Here is a 15,303-nt window from a genome sequence, read left to right on the forward strand (position 1 = left end):
TCAAAATTGCGTGCCACTGTGTGGCTAAAAGCAATTTTGCGCATGTTACAAGCAGCGCTTGTAACAACGGACTGTGGATTTCTTCCCCAATGATCGCTTTTCGATTATTGTATCATAAAGGTGGGTTCCCCGCTAGAAAAACTGCCTCCCAATTGGGCTACCGGAAAAACATTGTTCAAAATGCCGATAATTTTCGGCAAAATTTTCTATCGAAACCATTGACAGAATAAAGCCCATTGAGTATGATAAAAGCGAAACATGAATATATATTCATATGTTCAGATTAAGCGGACACACAAGGAGGTACGCCATGAGCAAGGACATCTACCAAAGTATTGATGAAACCGAGGAAATCCTCTGTGAGGAATACCATCCCCACGAAAGCAGCATTCAGGCCGCCATCCAGGAGATGCCCAGCGACGACGAACTGTTCGACTTGGCGGAGACCTTTAAAATCTTCGGGGATTCCACCCGCATCCGCATCATCTGCGCCCTATTGCCTGGCGAGATGTGCGTCTGCGATCTGTCGGATCTGCTGGGGATCTCCCAATCAGCCATCAGCCACCAGCTGCGGCTGCTGCGGGCCAGCCGTCTGGTAAAAAACCGGCGGGAGGGCAAATCCATCTACTATTCTCTGGATGACCAGCACATTTATTCCATCATCAGCCAGGGCTTAAAACACATTAGAGAGGAAGATCATCATGAGCACTAAGGTATCTGAACAAGAAAACCAAGGCGTTTCGACCTGCTCCTGTGGACATTCCCATGAGGAAGAGAATGAGTTGACCGGCCACATCCACTGCACCTGCGGCTGTGAAGACGGTCACCATCACCACCATGAGCACAAGCACGAGCACGGCGAGTCCTGCTCCTGCGGCCATGACCACTCCCACGAAGATGAGGACGACAGCCTGACCGGCCACATCCACTGCACCTGCGGCTGTGAAGACGGCCACCATCACCACCATGAGCACAAGCACGAGCACGGCGAGTCCTGCTCCTGCGGCCATGACCACTCCCACGAAGATGAGGACGACAGCCTGACCGGCCACATCCACTGCACCTGCGGCTGTGAGGACGGCCACCATCACCACCATGAGCACAAGCACGGTGAGTCCTGCTCCTGCGGCCATGACCACTCCCACGAAGATGAGGATGACAGCCTGACCGGCCACATCCACTGCACCTGCGGCTGTGAAGACGGCCACGACCACCATCATCCCCACGAGGATGACGACAGCATCACCGGACATGTGAAGTGCAGCTGTGGATGCGAGGACGGTCACGACCATCATCACCACCATCACTCCCACGACGACAGCATCACCGGCCATGTAAAATGCAGCTGTGGCTGCGAAGATGGGCACGAGCACACCCATGAACACTCCCACTCCGCTGTAGCCACCGCGGAAAAGCCTGCATTGACCACAAAAAAAGAGTTCCACTTTATGGACCTCTATTACGATTACCCCGAGCGGATGGTGGCGGCAGCCGCAGTCATCTATTTGGCTGTGACCTTCCTGCCCCTGCCCCAAGTGGCAAAGCTCCCCTTGATGGTGCTGGCCACCCTGACCGCCGCTCTCCCCTTGCTGTGGGGCGGCGTCAAGAAGATCTGCCGACTGAAATTCGATGAGACCTCCCTGTTGACCATCGCGGTCATCGCCGCCTTCTTGATCGGCGAGTACTCTGAAGCGGTCATGGTCACCATCCTGTTCCGGGTGGGCAACCTGATTGAGGATTCTGCCATCGCCCGCAGCAAACGGGATATTGAAGCACTGACCAAGATCCGCCCCAACACCGCCAACCTGGTCCGGCCGGACGGCTCGGTGGTTGCCGTGGCTGCCAAGAGCGTGAAGATCGGCTCCACCATCGTAGTCAAACCCGGCGAAAAGGTGCCTGTCGACTGTGTCATCCTGGAGGGCGGTTCCGCTATGGACACCTCGGCCCTCACCGGCGAAAGCCTGACCCGCAACGTGGAAAAAGGCGATACCCTCCTCTCCGGTATGGTCAATGTGGACGGCATGCTGACCTGTAAGACCACCGCCAGCTTCCACGATTCCGCCGCCAGCCGCATCATCCAGATGGTCAAGGATTCCACTGCCAAAAAGGGCAAAACCGAGAACTTCATCTCCCGGTTTGCCAAGGTCTACACCCCCTTTATCATCTTTGCCGCCGCGGCGCTGGCCTTCCTGCCCCCGCTGCTGGGCATGGGCGAGCTCTCCATGTGGGTGGGCCGTTCCCTGGTGTTCCTAGTGGCCTCCTGCCCCTGCGCCCTGGTCATCTCCATCCCTCTGTCCTTCTTCGCCGGCATCGGCGCCAACTCCAAAATCGGCGTACTGGTCAAAGGCTCCAAATACATTGAAACTCTGTCCAAAGCCAACTGTGTGGTCTTTGACAAAACCGGCACCCTTACCAGCGGCAAGCTGTCGGTCACCTCGGTGGTGTCCTGCTCTGACCTGTCAGAAGAGGAAGTCGCTGAGCTGGCTGCCATCGCCGAAAGCTACTCCAACCATCCCATGGCCCAGGCCGTGGTGGCCAACCACCCCAATGTGGACCTCTCCGGCGTCAGCGATTACAGCGAGATCACCGGCAAAGGCGTCTCCCTCAAGAGAAACGGCCAGGATGTCCTCTGCGGCTCCCACCGTCTCATGGAGGACAACGGGGTGGACATCTCCGGCCAGCCGGAAGCCAACATCTATCTGGCGGTCTCCGGTAAGCTGGTGGGCTATATCACCCTGTTTGACAACCCCCGAGAGGATGCCAAGGAGACCATCCAGAACCTGAAGAAACTGGGTGTTTCCAACACCGTGATGCTGACCGGCGACTCGGCCTACGCCGCCGGCAAAGTCCAGGAGATGGTCGGCATCGACAAGGTTTACGCCGAACTGCTCCCCGAGGACAAAGTCTCCCATCTGGAAAAAATCAAAAACGAGAATGGTGTCACCCTCTTTGTGGGCGACGGCATCAACGACGCTCCAGTTCTCGCCATGGCCGATGTGGGCGTGGCAATGGGCTTCGGCACCGATGCCGCCATCGAGGCCGCAGATGTGGTCCTCTTATCCGACAAGCCCTCCAGCCTGCCCCGCTGCATTGAGATCTGCCGCCGCAATATGTCCATCGCCAAATTCAACATCGTCTTCGCCCTTAGTGTCAAAGCTGTTGTGCTAGCCTTGGGTGCCCTGGGCATGGCCCAGATGTGGATGGCTGTTGTGGCCGACGTAGGCGTCAGTGTCTGCGCAGTGCTCAACGCGACCCGCATTATGCGCGTCAAACAATAACCCTTTGTCTCCCCTTTTTCCTTTATAAAAGGCCCTCCGGCAGATACCGGAGGGCCTTTTCCTATTTCTGTTGTATTCCATGGAGCCCTAAAGGGAATCCACGCAAAACCGGGGCTACCCGGCATCGCGGCCGCACTTTGAATAGGGAACGCAGAAAACTCCCACCGCTCCGCCTCCCCTTGGGGAATGGCCATCCCCTGGCACCGGGGCTGCTCCTGGGGCAACCCGTCGATCGAAAATAGTTTCCGTCCCTTTTGTGGCATAAGATCCCCCTCCTTCCCCTCGCAAAAATTCCTATCCTTGTTCCTCTGGGCGCAGAGGTTCCTGGAGCGTCGGGGTCTTGGGCGCATCCTCCCCAGAGGGCTGGTCTAGGATGGCCGCCTCCCCCTTCGGCCCCACGGCGATGGGGTAGCTTTTTCCCGTGGCCGGGTCGACCGCCTCAAAGGTGCGGTAGGAGCCGCCGCCCATGGCGTCCAGTTCCCCCAGCAGCTTGACCGACTCATACCGGCAGATGCTCTCCCCCAGCTTTTTCGGTACCGTTTGAAACAGAATCTTGGGGAGAATCGTGTTGACCATCAGCACAAAGACAAGGGCGGCTAGGACCGGGTTGGCATAGAACAGATTTTTTACAAAGTCCGCCGCCCGTTCATTGAGGTGGAAGGGGTCGGTAAGCAGCTCGCAGCAATGGGTGAAAATCGCCTCATATTCCATATTCTCCACTGGCTGGGGAACATCGTCCTCCCAGGCGCCGTCAAACATCCCCCAGCGGCGTTGGGCATAGCCGGAGAATGCCTGGCCCACCGCCTCCACTTGGAGGGCATTCTGTTCCCACCAGGCGGGCTCCAAAGCGCGCAGTAGCCCTCCGGCGGCAGCGGCAGCGTCAAAAATGCCAGGCAGATCCTGTCCCCAGAGCCGGGAGACACGGGAAGCCTCTTCCAGCGCCTGCTGTAGCCCGCCTATATCCTTTGCTGCAGAGAACGCGGAATTTGCGGAGCGAAGGGCTCTCTCCATTCCGGATATAGGGTGATTGATCTCCCAATTCCTCTGCCACTCCAGCGCGGGCTCTATCCCCTGGAGAACCTGCGCCAAATTCTCCTGAGCCAGGAAGTTCCCCATTGGCAGAGAATCCGCCAGCCCAGCGGCGGCGCTGGATAAGCCAGCTGTCCCCCAATGGGTTTGCTGAGCAAACGCCTCCCCCACACCCAGTAAAATCTGGCTGATTCCGCTGTGGGGGAAGTTGTCCTGTATCCGCAGTGAATCCTCCCACGCGGAAAAAAGGGACGTGTCAAAGACCTGGAATGCCGCAGAAGAAAGCGCCCGCTGGGCTGTGTCCATTGCTTCCAGCGCGCCTTGGAGCCGCAGAGATTGTTTTAATGTCGCCATGGGACATCCTCCCCTTTCCCCTTGATTATAGCCTAAATTTTGGTAAACGAAAAGACGGGTTTCCAGCTGGTTTTCCCCATGCTCTCTGCCCATTTTCAAAAAACTGTTTTAAGAGGAAGGAAAACAAAATATCTTCGAGAATTTGTCGAAAAACACTATTGAATGGCGAACTGATGTTCGATATAATAAAAATAAGCTATCATGTCGAAAAGGGAGGCATGGGGATGGTATGTCAGCAGTTGCAGCATTGGCTCCAAGCAGCCCACCGGCTGGTAGAGGAATGGGACACCCCTGAAATGGTGGCAAAGCGGGCAGGCAAACAAGAAATTCAGCTGTACCAGGTGTTCCATTCCCTGAGTGGGGAACGGATTCTTGTAGAGGCAAACAGCATCGACGCCGCCAGGCTGCGGGCCGGGTTGGCTGTGGGTCTCACCGCCCAACAGGCCAGGCGGGAGATGATCGCCTACCGCCTCCCCAAAATGGATTGAGACGGCGTGACTCCCCCCCTACTTTGCCAGAACAGCAGCGTTTTCCTGCTCTTTCAAGTAGGTCACCAAATAGTAGATCAACTCATTGGGCAAAGGCTTTTCCACCAAACGCCGGCCGGCGATTTCCTGAAGAAAGATTTTATCTCCGTGTACCCAGATGTCTTCCACCGTCCTGGCAATGGATCGGGTCACTGCATCTGGGGTGGTGTCAAACTTCTCCGCCACTTTGCTGTAAATCTCGTTGATCAATTTGCGGAAGGGGAACTCCTCCATCTCCAGAAGGAGTTCCAGTGCATAAGCGAGGTAACGGTATCCCGCATTGGTGGAATTCCCTCCAATTCTGCGCAATGTTCGTTCGATGTGATTCATGATGCGTCATCCTTTCGTTGTATGGGTTAACGCCAGAATACCGTAATTTCCGCATATTGGTGAAAATCAGTCAAAACAAGTCATTATTTGACCACAAAATTGTAGGGAATTAAGAAGAATCAAAAGTTTTTCGAAGAATTCCCCCAATCATTCTACAATCCGGTAAATGCTATAAAATAACAGAAAAATCAATAGGAGCCCGTCCCTTTTCTATAGAAAAAATTTGATGCCAGAACACTGGATTTTTTGGAAATTCTCTTGACTATTGGGCAATACTATGGTAGTATAACTATTGTCGCTATATGGAGAGGTGTCCGAGCGGTTTAAGGAGCTGGTCTTGAAAACCAGTGACTCGTCGAGAGCCGTGGGTTCGAATCCCACCCTCTCCGCCAAATTCTCCATGGCATACAATTCAATAACTGGAATGGCAAGTCACTATGGAGATGTACTCAAGTTGGTGACGAGGCGCCCCTGCTAAGGGCGTAGGTCGGGAAACCGGCGCGAGGGTTCGAGTCCCTCCATCTCCGCCAAACCTGCGGTCAGCAATTCGCGACCGCAGGTTTTTTCTATTTTAAAGTTTTGTGCCCGTGCCCAAACGGTATCTATTTTGTAACAGTTATATAATCATATCCACAGCATTCTGTGCAAACGATGTTGTGGTCATAAGGAAGAGGTCCTGTTAAAGCAGACCTTTTCCTTTTTTCAATCCTTACAACTCGCCTGCTATCTAGTATGCTTTAACTGACACAAACCAATATCAAGGGAAAACCCCCGGCCAGGTTCTATCGCCTGACTGGGGGTTTTCCCTTTTTGTGCCTATTCCCTCTCTGTGGCGGTCTTGTTATGCTTTTTAACTAAGAGACAATCTTATTATATTCTTCTTTCATATTTTGTCGAAATTTGTATCAACAGAATCTATATGCCTCGGCTTTCCATTGGATTAATCAATTGGAAATATTCAGTCTTGTAAGATAGAATATAAAAAGTTACAAAAAATAAGGAGGGCTCAATATGGATGGGCAACAGGATATTACCAAACGAGCATACGCACTGTTAGATCTTGACCGGCGTATCGTCGGAGTCCAGTTTATCTACGAAAAAGAAAGGTTTGACTGCATAGACGCTATTGAGCCGCTCCGCCCCATGTATTACTGCCAGGCTGTAGCCTCTGCCAGCAGCGGAAACCGGATTAAGCTTACCAAAGATACCTCAGGCTGTAGCGGTTCTTCCAGGGCTTTGGGGTTCGTACCACCTGCTCCACAATACTATACCGGTGAATCGGGTATGGCCCTGGGCCTCTATGAAAACCAGCAGGTTGCCAAGTCAGTAGCTTTGAAATTTGCCATTCTAAACCGCCCGCTCTACGGAATTGTCATCATGCCGCTAGAGTGTTTTGAGGAAGAACCCGACGTGGTGCTGTTTATAACAAATACCAGGGAAGCTATGAGAATTGTCCAGGGTTATACCTGCACCTACGGACTACAGAATAATTTCTGCATGAGCGGGAACCAAGCAGTCTGTGTGGAGTGCACCAATTACCCTTATATCAACCAGTGTATTAACCTTTCCGTGTTCTGTGCTGGTACTCGCTACCGGACAAATTGGAAGGAGAGTGAGGTCGCCATTGGGGTTGCCTACAGCAAATTTGCCGGTTTGGTGCGGGGAATACAAAACACAGTCAACGCCATTGAGCGCAATCGCCGAAAGGCGGAGATAGAACGGGACCTTCGCCGGGACTCCCTCTACGACCTGGATATCCAGTATGGGCGCACCTACTTTTTAAAAAACGATCGGTCTTCAAAGGAGTAATGGATATGGCCACAAACAGAGGGAGACGAAATCGGGCGGCAGTGACGGCAGGTGTGCGGTATGCTATTATTTTCGCCCTCTTGGCTCTTTGGGAATACAATACTCGCATTGGTGTATTGAACCCTTTTTACACAAGCTACCCCAGCGCAATATTGGCGGATTTGTATGAGTTTACCATGAGCGGTGAACTGGCCCACCATGCTTCCATTACCATTGGAGAAGCTTTGTCCGGGTTGTTTTTTGGTACCGCATTCGGAGTTGGGTTCGGAGTGCTGTTTAGCCAAATCAAATTTTTAGGCAGCGTGATAACCCCTATCCTGACAGCTATTGCCGGAATTCCCCAGCTTACTCTATCGCCTCTTTACATTCTATGGTTTGGGTTTGGATTTAAGTCCAAGGTAATCCTCGCCGGGATGATGGTGTTTTTTGGTGTGTTCGGCTCCACCTATAACGCCATTAAAAACCTGGATCAGCGCTGGATTGAAGCATCTAGCTTGTTGGGGGCAAATGCATTCCAAACACTGACCTTAGTGGTTATTCCCGCTTGCGCCCCCTGGATCATCTCCAGCATCCGGAGCGGGATTGGCTCGTGCATGGTAGGCGCCATCATGGGGGAATACATCGGAGCCTCCGGTGGCTTTGGATGGATGATATCCTTTGCTGCCTCCTACTTTGACCTCGATCGCGTTTTGGCCTGCGTCTTGATCTTATTGGTTTTTAACCGCACTCTCAACTGGGTTCTCGACCGTTTGGAAGGGCGGATCCTCCACTGGAGGACGGAGAGCAACCTTTCCTTAAAAACGGCAGCCGATTAAAACAAATGAAAGAAGAGGGAAACATGATGAAAAAACGTATCTCCATTTTGCTGGCAGCTGTGCTGATGTTCTCAGCTTTGTTCGCCGGCTGCGGCAACACCACAAACCAAAACAGCACCCCCTCCGGCAGTTCTTCCTCCACTGGGGAACTGCAAAAGGTCGTTGTCACCGAATTCCGCGGCGTAAGCTGGGCCCCTATGTACCTGGCTTACCAACTGGGTTACTATGAGGAGGAGGGCCTGGATGTCCAGCTCCTTCGCATCGACGATGGCCCCAACTGCTTCAAAAGCATGCACACCGGGGATTCCCAGTTCTGCATCCTGTCACAAGAGGTCTCGCTGAAAGCCCAAGAGCAGAACCAGCGTTCCTCTGTTATCGCCACCATGCTGGACACCCGCTATTACTCCTTTGTCAGCACTTCCGATATTGAAAAGGTGGAAGATTTGAAGGGCAAAACCGTCTTTGCAAGCACCCCTGGCTCCGCCCCCTACACCTTCTGTGTCGCCATTTTGGAAGAAGCCGGCCTGGAAATCGGTAAGGATGTCACTCTGGTCAATTTGAACAAGGGTGCGGTTGTCGCTGCACTGCAGAAGAATGAAATCCAGGCTGCGTTCATCAATGCAGACAACTACAAAGAGGCCGATGAGGTGGAGGGCATCCGCTATCTGGTGGATACCCGCAGACCGGAGGACGCCGCCCGCTATCTGAAGAGCGATTCCTTCCCTGCCGAGGTCATTCTCTGCACCGAAGCCTATAAAAACGAGAATCCCGAGATCGTCCAAGCATTTGTCAACGCCACCTGCAAGGGGCTTGACTGGCTCCAGAACCACACCTCCCAAGAGGCGGCCGAAGTCCTCGCGGAGCTGTTCCCCGGCATGGCCACCGAAGATCTTGCCGATAAAATTGAAATTATGCGCGGCGCATTCAGCAAGAATGGCTATGTGAGCGAGGAAGGGCAAAACGCCGTGGTAGATTTTTCCAAACGTTCCGGCATCATCACCTCAGACCTATCCTACGAAGACACAGTAGACATGAGCTTTGTGGAAAAAGCCATCGAAAACGGCTACGCCCAGGCAAACTAGCCTCAGCTCTCCAACCGGGCCCAATTCTCACGTTTTATGGGAGGCATCCATGAGTTATATTGAAATCCAAGGGGTAAACAAAACCTTTGAAGACGGCAGGCAGATTCTTAAAGGGATCAACCTGTCCATTGAAAAAGGGGAATTCATCACCTTGCTGGGGGCATCTGGCTGCGGCAAAACCACCCTGCTGCGGAGCATCGCTGGATTGGTGGGCATCGATTCTGGCAGCATCCGGATCGACGGAGAGGACATCACTCATGTAAGCCCCCGCCAACGCAACTTGGCCATGGTCTTCCAGCAGTACAGCCTCTTCCCTTCCATGAATGTATACAACAATATTGCGTATGGGCTTCGCATTCAAAAGATGCCTCGGAACGAGATTGACCAAAAGGTGAAAGAGGCCCTAGCCCTCATCGAGATGGAGGGCAGTGAGGCAAAATACCCCTCTCAGCTCTCCGGTGGGGAACAGCAAAGGGTCAGCCTAGCACGTGGGATTGTGACAAACCCCAAGGTCCTGTTGCTAGACGAGCCCTTCAGCGCCATCGATGCCAAGTTGCGCAAAGCACTGCAAATCCGCATCAAAAACATTCACACATCCCTGGGGATCACTACTATATTCGTCACCCACGACCAGGAAGAAGCCATGCGGATGTCCGACCGGATCTATCTGATGAACGCAGGGCGCGTTGAACAGAGCGGCTCCCCCATGGAGCTCTACCTTTCCCCAAAGACCCACTACGCGGCCAGCTTCATCGGCCATTACAATATCATCCCGGGGGAACTTTGGGCTCTCCTTGGCTTTACTCAGGATCCCAGTGGCAGTTATGCCGTGCGCCCAGAGAGCATCTGCCTTTCCGATACCCCTCCTTCCCAAGGACAATTCACCCTGGAAGGCGTGGTCAAGCAGGTGATCTATCAAGGCAACGTCATCCGTTACACAGTGACGGCAGGTCAGCTGCAGTTGGATGTGGACCAACTTTATGAGGGGCAACATCAGTTTTATAGAGGCGATACTGTTTATCTTATGCTAGACAACAAAGATGTCATCCATTACGAAGCATAACTCTTGCTACTCCATTTCTCCCTGGGGCATACACACATATAAACGCCGGTCTTTCAACCATTTTTACAGGTGATCACCTCCAGATATCCGCTTTTTGTTTGCTGGAAATCCGTTTTGGGGAGTCATATAAAAAGAATCCACATAAACTGTGTTTATGTGGATTCTTTTTATACTATCGAACACAGGACAATTTTTCATTTCTTCTATATCCCTATTTAGACATATTAAAAAACTCCGAATAATTCCGAAAAGAATATTTCCGCCTTTCACTTTTCACAATTGCAAAATCAAAAATTCAAATTCTCAACTATTTTCAAAAATATATAATAAAAAATATGGTCGAATTTTGTGAAAAACAGAATAAAAAATAGAAAAAGTCAATTGAATTTTCGGTTCAATTCAAAAAAACAATTTGATTTCTGGTGGCATTCGACGTAAGCTGATAAAAGTCAAACAATTAAAAAGGAGAGGACATTTTGGATTTCGAATTTATCGTCAAAATCATCCCACAGCTGATTGCTGCAACAAAGCATACAATCAGCCTGGCAATCCTATCATTGATCATTTCTCTGACCTTAGCAATTATAATTTCATCCATTATCTACTATAACGTAAAAATAATTACGCCTATTCTTAAAGTGTATGTTTCCTTTTTCCGCGGCACCCCAGCTCTCTGCCAATTGTATTTGATTTATTTTGGGCTTGGCAACATGGGGATTCCCTTCTTTGCCAAAATGACCGGCTATACTGCCGTGGTAATTGCCCTGTCTTTGAATATGTCCGCCTATATGGCGGAAAACCTGCGGGGCGCCCTCTCATCTGTAGAAAAGGGCCAGAGTGAAGCAGGCATTTCCATTGGCATGAGCAGCTTGCAGATTTTCTCCTTGGTTGTCTTCCCACAGGCCTTCCGGGTTGCCGTACCTTCTCTGAGCAATAGTTTTGTGGACCTGGTAAAAGGCAGTTCTATGGCCTTTACCATCGGTGTGGCGGAGCTGATGGCCTCCGCCAATATGGCCGGTATAGCAACTTACAACTTCTTTGAAGCCTTTTTTGTGGCCGCCATCATCTACTGGATCATCACCATTTTCATCAATTTCCTGCAAAAGATGCTGGAAAAACGACTGAATCGGGCGTACTAAAACTGCTTGGGGAGAAAATATCATGATTAAAATTACCAATCTGCATAAAAAGTTCGATCAGCTGGAGGTCCTTCGTGGGATCGACCTTGAGATTCAAAAGGGGGAGGTAGTCGCAGTCATCGGACCCTCCGGCACTGGGAAGTCCACTCTGCTGCGCTGTATCAACTACCTGGAACAGCCCGAGCAAGGGACCATCGCCATCGGGGAGGTTTCGGTGGATGCCCAATCCTCTACCCCTAAGGAGATCAAAGCTCTGCGCCATCAATCCGCTATGGTGTTCCAAAGCTACAACCTATTTAAAAATATGACTGTCCTGGATAACGTCCTCCAACCGCTGGTGACCGTCCAAAAGATGCCCAGGGACAAGGCCCTGGAAGAAGCCCGCGGCTATTTAAAACAGGTGAGCTTACTGGACAAAGAAAACGAGTATCCCTCCCGCCTCTCTGGTGGCCAACAGCAGCGGGTCGGCATCGCCAGGGCCATGGCAGTAAAGCCCCAGATTATCTTGTTTGACGAGCCGACCGCAGCCCTGGACCCCAGCTTGGTGGGCGAGGTGTTGGAGGTCATCCGCGACCTGGCCAAAAAGCACACCACCATGCTGATCGTCACCCATGAAATGCGCTTCGCCCGGGAAGCGGCAGACAAGGTGGTCTTTATGGCCGATGGCCAAATTGTGGAGCAAGGCCCTCCCGAGCAGATCTTCGGCAACCCTCAAAATGAGAGAACAAAGAACTTCCTCCAATTATCCCAGCGGTAAGAGAAGGAAATTTTTTGTCAATAAAAGTGAAGTAAAAGCGAGGAATAACAGATGAAAAAAACAAAAAAAATTCTGGCACTTCTCCTGACCGCGGCGCTGGTCGGCAGCGCATTTATGGGCTGCTCCAATGGAAATGAACCGGAGGCGTCGGAAGACCCCTCCAATCCTACCACCATCAAAGTAGGCTCCTCTTTCACCTACTATCCCTTCGACTATATGGAAGGCGACCAAAAGGTCGGCTTTGAGGTAGACGTCTGGAAAGAGATTGGTGAGCGCAGCGGTTTGGAGGTTATCCATGTACAGGCTGCCTACTCCGGCCTTTTCGGCATGGTGGATAAGGGCGACATCGACACTATTGCGAACCAAGTTTCCAAAAACCCTGAACGGGAAAAGAACTACAACTTCTCCGTCCCCTACTGCTACAACCCTCTAAAGATTGTTGTCCCCAAAGGAAATCCGGAAAATATTCAGAGTCTGGACGACCTCATCGGCAAAAAGGTGACCTGCGGCGTTGGCGGCAATGAAACCGACATGCTCAAGGAGATGTATCCCAACGGGGAAATCGAGCTTATCCCCGTGGAAACCGGCAACCTTCTCCAGGTAACAACAGGCAAGACCTCCGCTTGCATTCAGGGTGCTGCCGCTTCCTCTGTCGAAATCAAAGACAACGATCTTCCTCTTGAAATCGTCGGCGACGCCATTTACCTGGAGGAAGATGCCTATCTGTTTGCCAAAACCGAACGCGGCGATGCCCTGCGCGCCAAGGTGGATGCCGCCCTGACTGAAATGCACGAAGATGGCACCTTGACTGAGCTCTCCAACAAGTGGTTTGGCTACGATATCTCCAAAAAATAAATCCATACGTTGTTTCCCCCGGCCCTCCACCAAGGAGGGCCGGGGGATTTGTTGTTGTCCGCTTAACTGCATCAATGACGGCGGTCTAATCCAGCCTGCTTGTCCAAGGTATTTTGGGGGCACAAGAGGGGAGCCGGCTATTGTAGCCGGCTCCCCTCTTTATAAATATGCAAAACGGTGCATTTTCCACCCTAAAAAAAGGCGGACGCTGCTGTCCAGCACCGGCATGTTGTCGATGAGAACCCCACGCAGACAGTGTACTCATAATGGGGCAAGGCCACATACAAGTTAGCGGTTCCCGCTGGCATTGTTGTCTCCCCTTCGCAGTTGATCCCAGCTCCCCTGTTTGGCGGTCTCCCAACTCTTGGAAAGCACTTCTCCCCAGGTGACATAGGCGTAGGCAATCTCCAAGATCAGGTTTGCTGGAATGGTCTCATAGGCGGTGGCATACAGCGGGGCCAGGTCAGCAATCCGGCTCTCTCCCCTGTACCGCACCTTGACGGTGTAGCCATCCAGGTAGATCTCCACGGTTACCCCCATATATGCTTCGATGATCTCTTTCAGGGTTATCAGGTTGATGGGCGGTTTGGTCCGCAGCTTGGCGAGCACCGCCTCCCGGCGGGCCTTCAAGCTGCTGTTGAGAGGGGAGGAGACCCCCAGCAGTTTTTCCCATCGGGCGATGCCCTCCTCATCCGCGGCCTGAGGGAACCGATTGTACACTAGCCGGCGCAACTCCCCTTTGATGTTGTCAATCTCCGGGTTGACCGCCTGGGCAATGGCTGCCACCTCTTCGATCTGGTCCCACATCTTGGGCAAAAAGGACGCGTAATCCGACTGGGAATCCCACCACAGCATTACACCACCTCCGAAACGGTGATCGTGCCAGTTTTGGCCACCTGATAGCTGTCAAAAGTTTTGGAGAGGGCGAGGTTTGCACTCCCACCCCCCAAGGTGACAGTTCCCACATCCAGGATGCTCTCATGGCTGGTAAGGATGGCCGATACCAACCGGGCATAAAAGACAGTGGGGGCTTCAAACCCAATGGAGGAGATGTAATCTCGGATGGCCTCCTCCACATAGGGTTTCACCAGATCCAGGTTGGCGCCGCTTTTGAGGGAAAGCTGGGCGTCCACTGGAATTTCCAGACTGGTACAGGACTTCACGGTGACGGTGTGGCCAATGGGTGCGATCCCCGATCCATCCACCCCCATGAGGGTTTGGACTTTGTCCACCAGTTCGGTTGTAGCTGGCTCCTTCTGCTCGTCGGCGATGACGATGCCCACCTGGCCGGCTCCCAAAGAAGGAGCTCCAAAGACAGCGGCGGCCCCCACCCCCTCAATCGTCAACGTCTTTTCCCGGTAGTCGGCGATGTTGCCGCCATAGGGGGTCTCCCGCACCGATTGGGCAAACCTCGCCCGGAACTCCTCATCGGTCTCGGCGTCTCGGGCAGGGATTAAGACTTCTCCCAGTTCCGCCCGGCCCAGGCCGGAGATGTTGTCGATGGGCAGCAGGTCCCCGGACAGGAGGTTGGCAGCTGCCCCCGCCGTCTGGGCCACCGCCTGGTACACCCCGGAAGAGAGCTCCTTTTCAATCTGAAAGATCATCCCCCCCAAGCCGAGGCGGGCGCCCACCGGCACTGCCATGGGCTCACCGGCAGAATCGGTACAAACCACCTTGCGCACGCTGTAAGTAGCCGGTTCCCGGTCCAGCCCAAAGGCAGAACAGGAGAGGTCCAAAAAATCCCCGGTCGCCGTGTCGGGGAATACCAGGCTCACCGCCCAGCTCAAAATATAATGGCACTGGGCAATGGCCCAAGCCACCGGTGCCAGCAGGGTATACAAAACACTGCCCTCCCGTTTGTCATAGCGGCTGGGCAGGCGGGCAAGCATCCTCTGTAAAATCACGTTATACTCCAAGCTCCATTCTCCTTTCCATGGCAAAGCTGCCTTCGGCGGAAACCACTGTGAATTGGCAGATCACTTCATCCCCGGAAAATTCCAAGGAAAAATCCTCTATGCCCTCAATCCGGTCGTCCTGGGTGAGGGCCTCGGCGATGAGCCTCTCTAGTTCCCCCCGGATCAAGTCCCGGTGCTTCCCCCACAGGCGGTCCACTTCGCTTCCGTATTCCCCGGAAAAGATGACATGTCGGAAGCGCGGGGTCTCCAGCGCCAGCTTCGCCGCCTGCTGCACCGCTGCCAGGCCGTCTACCTCCCCGGAAATCCGGCCACGTTCAAAGTCGAGGCCAAGGGTCAAACTTGGTTCCAT

At 52.9% G+C, this 15,303-nt stretch carries 15 protein-coding genes and 2 tRNA genes; 12 read left to right on the top strand and 5 right to left on the bottom strand.

What is annotated here, in order from left to right; genetic code table 11:
• Positions 1 to 310: 310 nt before the first annotated feature.
• The gene (locus RDQ42_RS00755; protein ID WP_054331573.1) at positions 311 to 712 is read left to right on the top strand and encodes a helix-turn-helix transcriptional regulator; all 402 of its coding nucleotides are present in this window, start codon (positions 311 to 313) and stop codon (positions 710 to 712) included.
• On the top strand, positions 702 to 3,278 hold the full coding sequence (locus tag RDQ42_RS00760; protein WP_308588073.1) for a heavy metal translocating P-type ATPase: 2,577 nt from the start codon (positions 702 to 704) through the stop codon (positions 3,276 to 3,278). Before RDQ42_RS00755 ends, RDQ42_RS00760 begins: the two co-directional genes overlap by 11 nt.
• Positions 3,279 to 3,572: 294 nt before the next feature.
• Here RDQ42_RS00760 and RDQ42_RS00765 read toward each other — a convergent pair whose 3' ends face one another.
• Positions 3,573 to 4,661: a hypothetical protein gene (locus RDQ42_RS00765; RefSeq protein ID WP_071428092.1), complete on the bottom strand. Its 1,089-nt coding sequence runs from the start codon at positions 4,659 to 4,661 to the stop codon at positions 3,573 to 3,575.
• Positions 4,662 to 4,885: 224 nt separating this feature from the next.
• On the opposite strand from RDQ42_RS00765, the gene RDQ42_RS00770 reads away from it, so the two are divergent.
• Complete coding sequence (locus tag RDQ42_RS00770) at positions 4,886 to 5,149, top strand: hypothetical protein (protein WP_054331569.1); 264 nt, start codon at positions 4,886 to 4,888, stop codon at positions 5,147 to 5,149.
• 18 nt (positions 5,150 to 5,167) lie between these two features.
• On the opposite strand, the gene RDQ42_RS00775 is transcribed toward RDQ42_RS00770, so the two are convergent.
• Positions 5,168 to 5,518 carry a sporulation initiation factor Spo0A C-terminal domain-containing protein gene (locus RDQ42_RS00775; RefSeq protein WP_054331568.1) on the bottom strand — a complete coding sequence of 117 codons (351 nt, stop codon included), beginning with the start codon at positions 5,516 to 5,518 and terminating at the stop codon, positions 5,168 to 5,170.
• 304 nt (positions 5,519 to 5,822) lie between these two features.
• On the opposite strand from RDQ42_RS00775, the gene RDQ42_RS00780 reads away from it, so the two are divergent.
• From RDQ42_RS00780 to RDQ42_RS00820, 9 genes are all read left to right on the top strand, one after another.
• Positions 5,823 to 5,910, top strand: a tRNA-Ser gene (locus tag RDQ42_RS00780).
• 47 nt (positions 5,911 to 5,957) lie between these two features.
• Positions 5,958 to 6,048: transfer RNA gene (locus RDQ42_RS00785), tRNA-Ser, on the top strand.
• 481 nt (positions 6,049 to 6,529) lie between these two features.
• On the top strand, positions 6,530 to 7,327 hold the full coding sequence (locus RDQ42_RS00790) for a DUF169 domain-containing protein (protein WP_071428090.1): 798 nt from the start codon (positions 6,530 to 6,532) through the stop codon (positions 7,325 to 7,327).
• A gap of 5 nt (positions 7,328 to 7,332) precedes the next feature.
• Entirely contained in the window at positions 7,333 to 8,142 is an 810-nt protein-coding gene (locus tag RDQ42_RS00795) for an ABC transporter permease (protein WP_071428088.1), read from the top strand.
• 23 nt (positions 8,143 to 8,165) lie between these two features.
• Complete coding sequence (locus RDQ42_RS00800; protein ID WP_308588076.1) at positions 8,166 to 9,224, top strand: ABC transporter substrate-binding protein; 1,059 nt, start codon at positions 8,166 to 8,168, stop codon at positions 9,222 to 9,224.
• 49 nt (positions 9,225 to 9,273) lie between these two features.
• A complete protein-coding gene (locus RDQ42_RS00805) occupies positions 9,274 to 10,287 on the top strand; it encodes an ABC transporter ATP-binding protein (protein ID WP_308588078.1) in 1,014 nt (337 codons plus the stop codon).
• A gap of 476 nt (positions 10,288 to 10,763) precedes the next feature.
• On the top strand, positions 10,764 to 11,426 hold the full coding sequence (locus RDQ42_RS00810) for an amino acid ABC transporter permease (RefSeq protein WP_308588079.1): 663 nt from the start codon (positions 10,764 to 10,766) through the stop codon (positions 11,424 to 11,426).
• Between the two features lie 22 nt (positions 11,427 to 11,448).
• Positions 11,449 to 12,183, top strand: coding sequence for an amino acid ABC transporter ATP-binding protein (locus RDQ42_RS00815; protein ID WP_054331564.1), 735 nt, complete (start codon positions 11,449 to 11,451; stop codon positions 12,181 to 12,183).
• A gap of 51 nt (positions 12,184 to 12,234) precedes the next feature.
• A complete protein-coding gene (locus RDQ42_RS00820; RefSeq protein WP_071428081.1) occupies positions 12,235 to 13,038 on the top strand; it encodes a transporter substrate-binding domain-containing protein in 804 nt (267 codons plus the stop codon).
• A 288-nt stretch (positions 13,039 to 13,326) separates the two neighbouring features.
• On the opposite strand, the gene RDQ42_RS00825 is transcribed toward RDQ42_RS00820, so the two are convergent.
• The 3 genes from RDQ42_RS00825 to RDQ42_RS00835 are packed head-to-tail and all read right to left on the bottom strand — an operon-like array spanning position 13,327 to position 15,303.
• Complete coding sequence (locus RDQ42_RS00825) at positions 13,327 to 13,893, bottom strand: putative phage tail protein (protein WP_231358209.1); 567 nt, start codon at positions 13,891 to 13,893, stop codon at positions 13,327 to 13,329.
• The gene (locus RDQ42_RS00830; protein WP_231358208.1) at positions 13,893 to 14,954 is read right to left on the bottom strand and encodes a baseplate J/gp47 family protein; all 1,062 of its coding nucleotides are present in this window, start codon (positions 14,952 to 14,954) and stop codon (positions 13,893 to 13,895) included. The genes RDQ42_RS00825 and RDQ42_RS00830 overlap by 1 nt, the downstream gene beginning before the upstream one ends.
• Positions 14,944 to 15,303 (bottom strand): DUF2634 domain-containing protein, encoded by a 360-nt coding sequence (locus RDQ42_RS00835; protein WP_231358207.1) that lies wholly within the window; start codon positions 15,301 to 15,303, stop codon positions 14,944 to 14,946. The genes RDQ42_RS00830 and RDQ42_RS00835 overlap by 11 nt, the downstream gene beginning before the upstream one ends.

The organism is uncultured Merdimmobilis sp. (genome assembly GCF_902471145.1).
In the GTDB taxonomy this organism is placed as follows: Bacteria; Bacillota; Clostridia; order Oscillospirales; family Ruminococcaceae; genus Merdimmobilis; species Merdimmobilis hominis.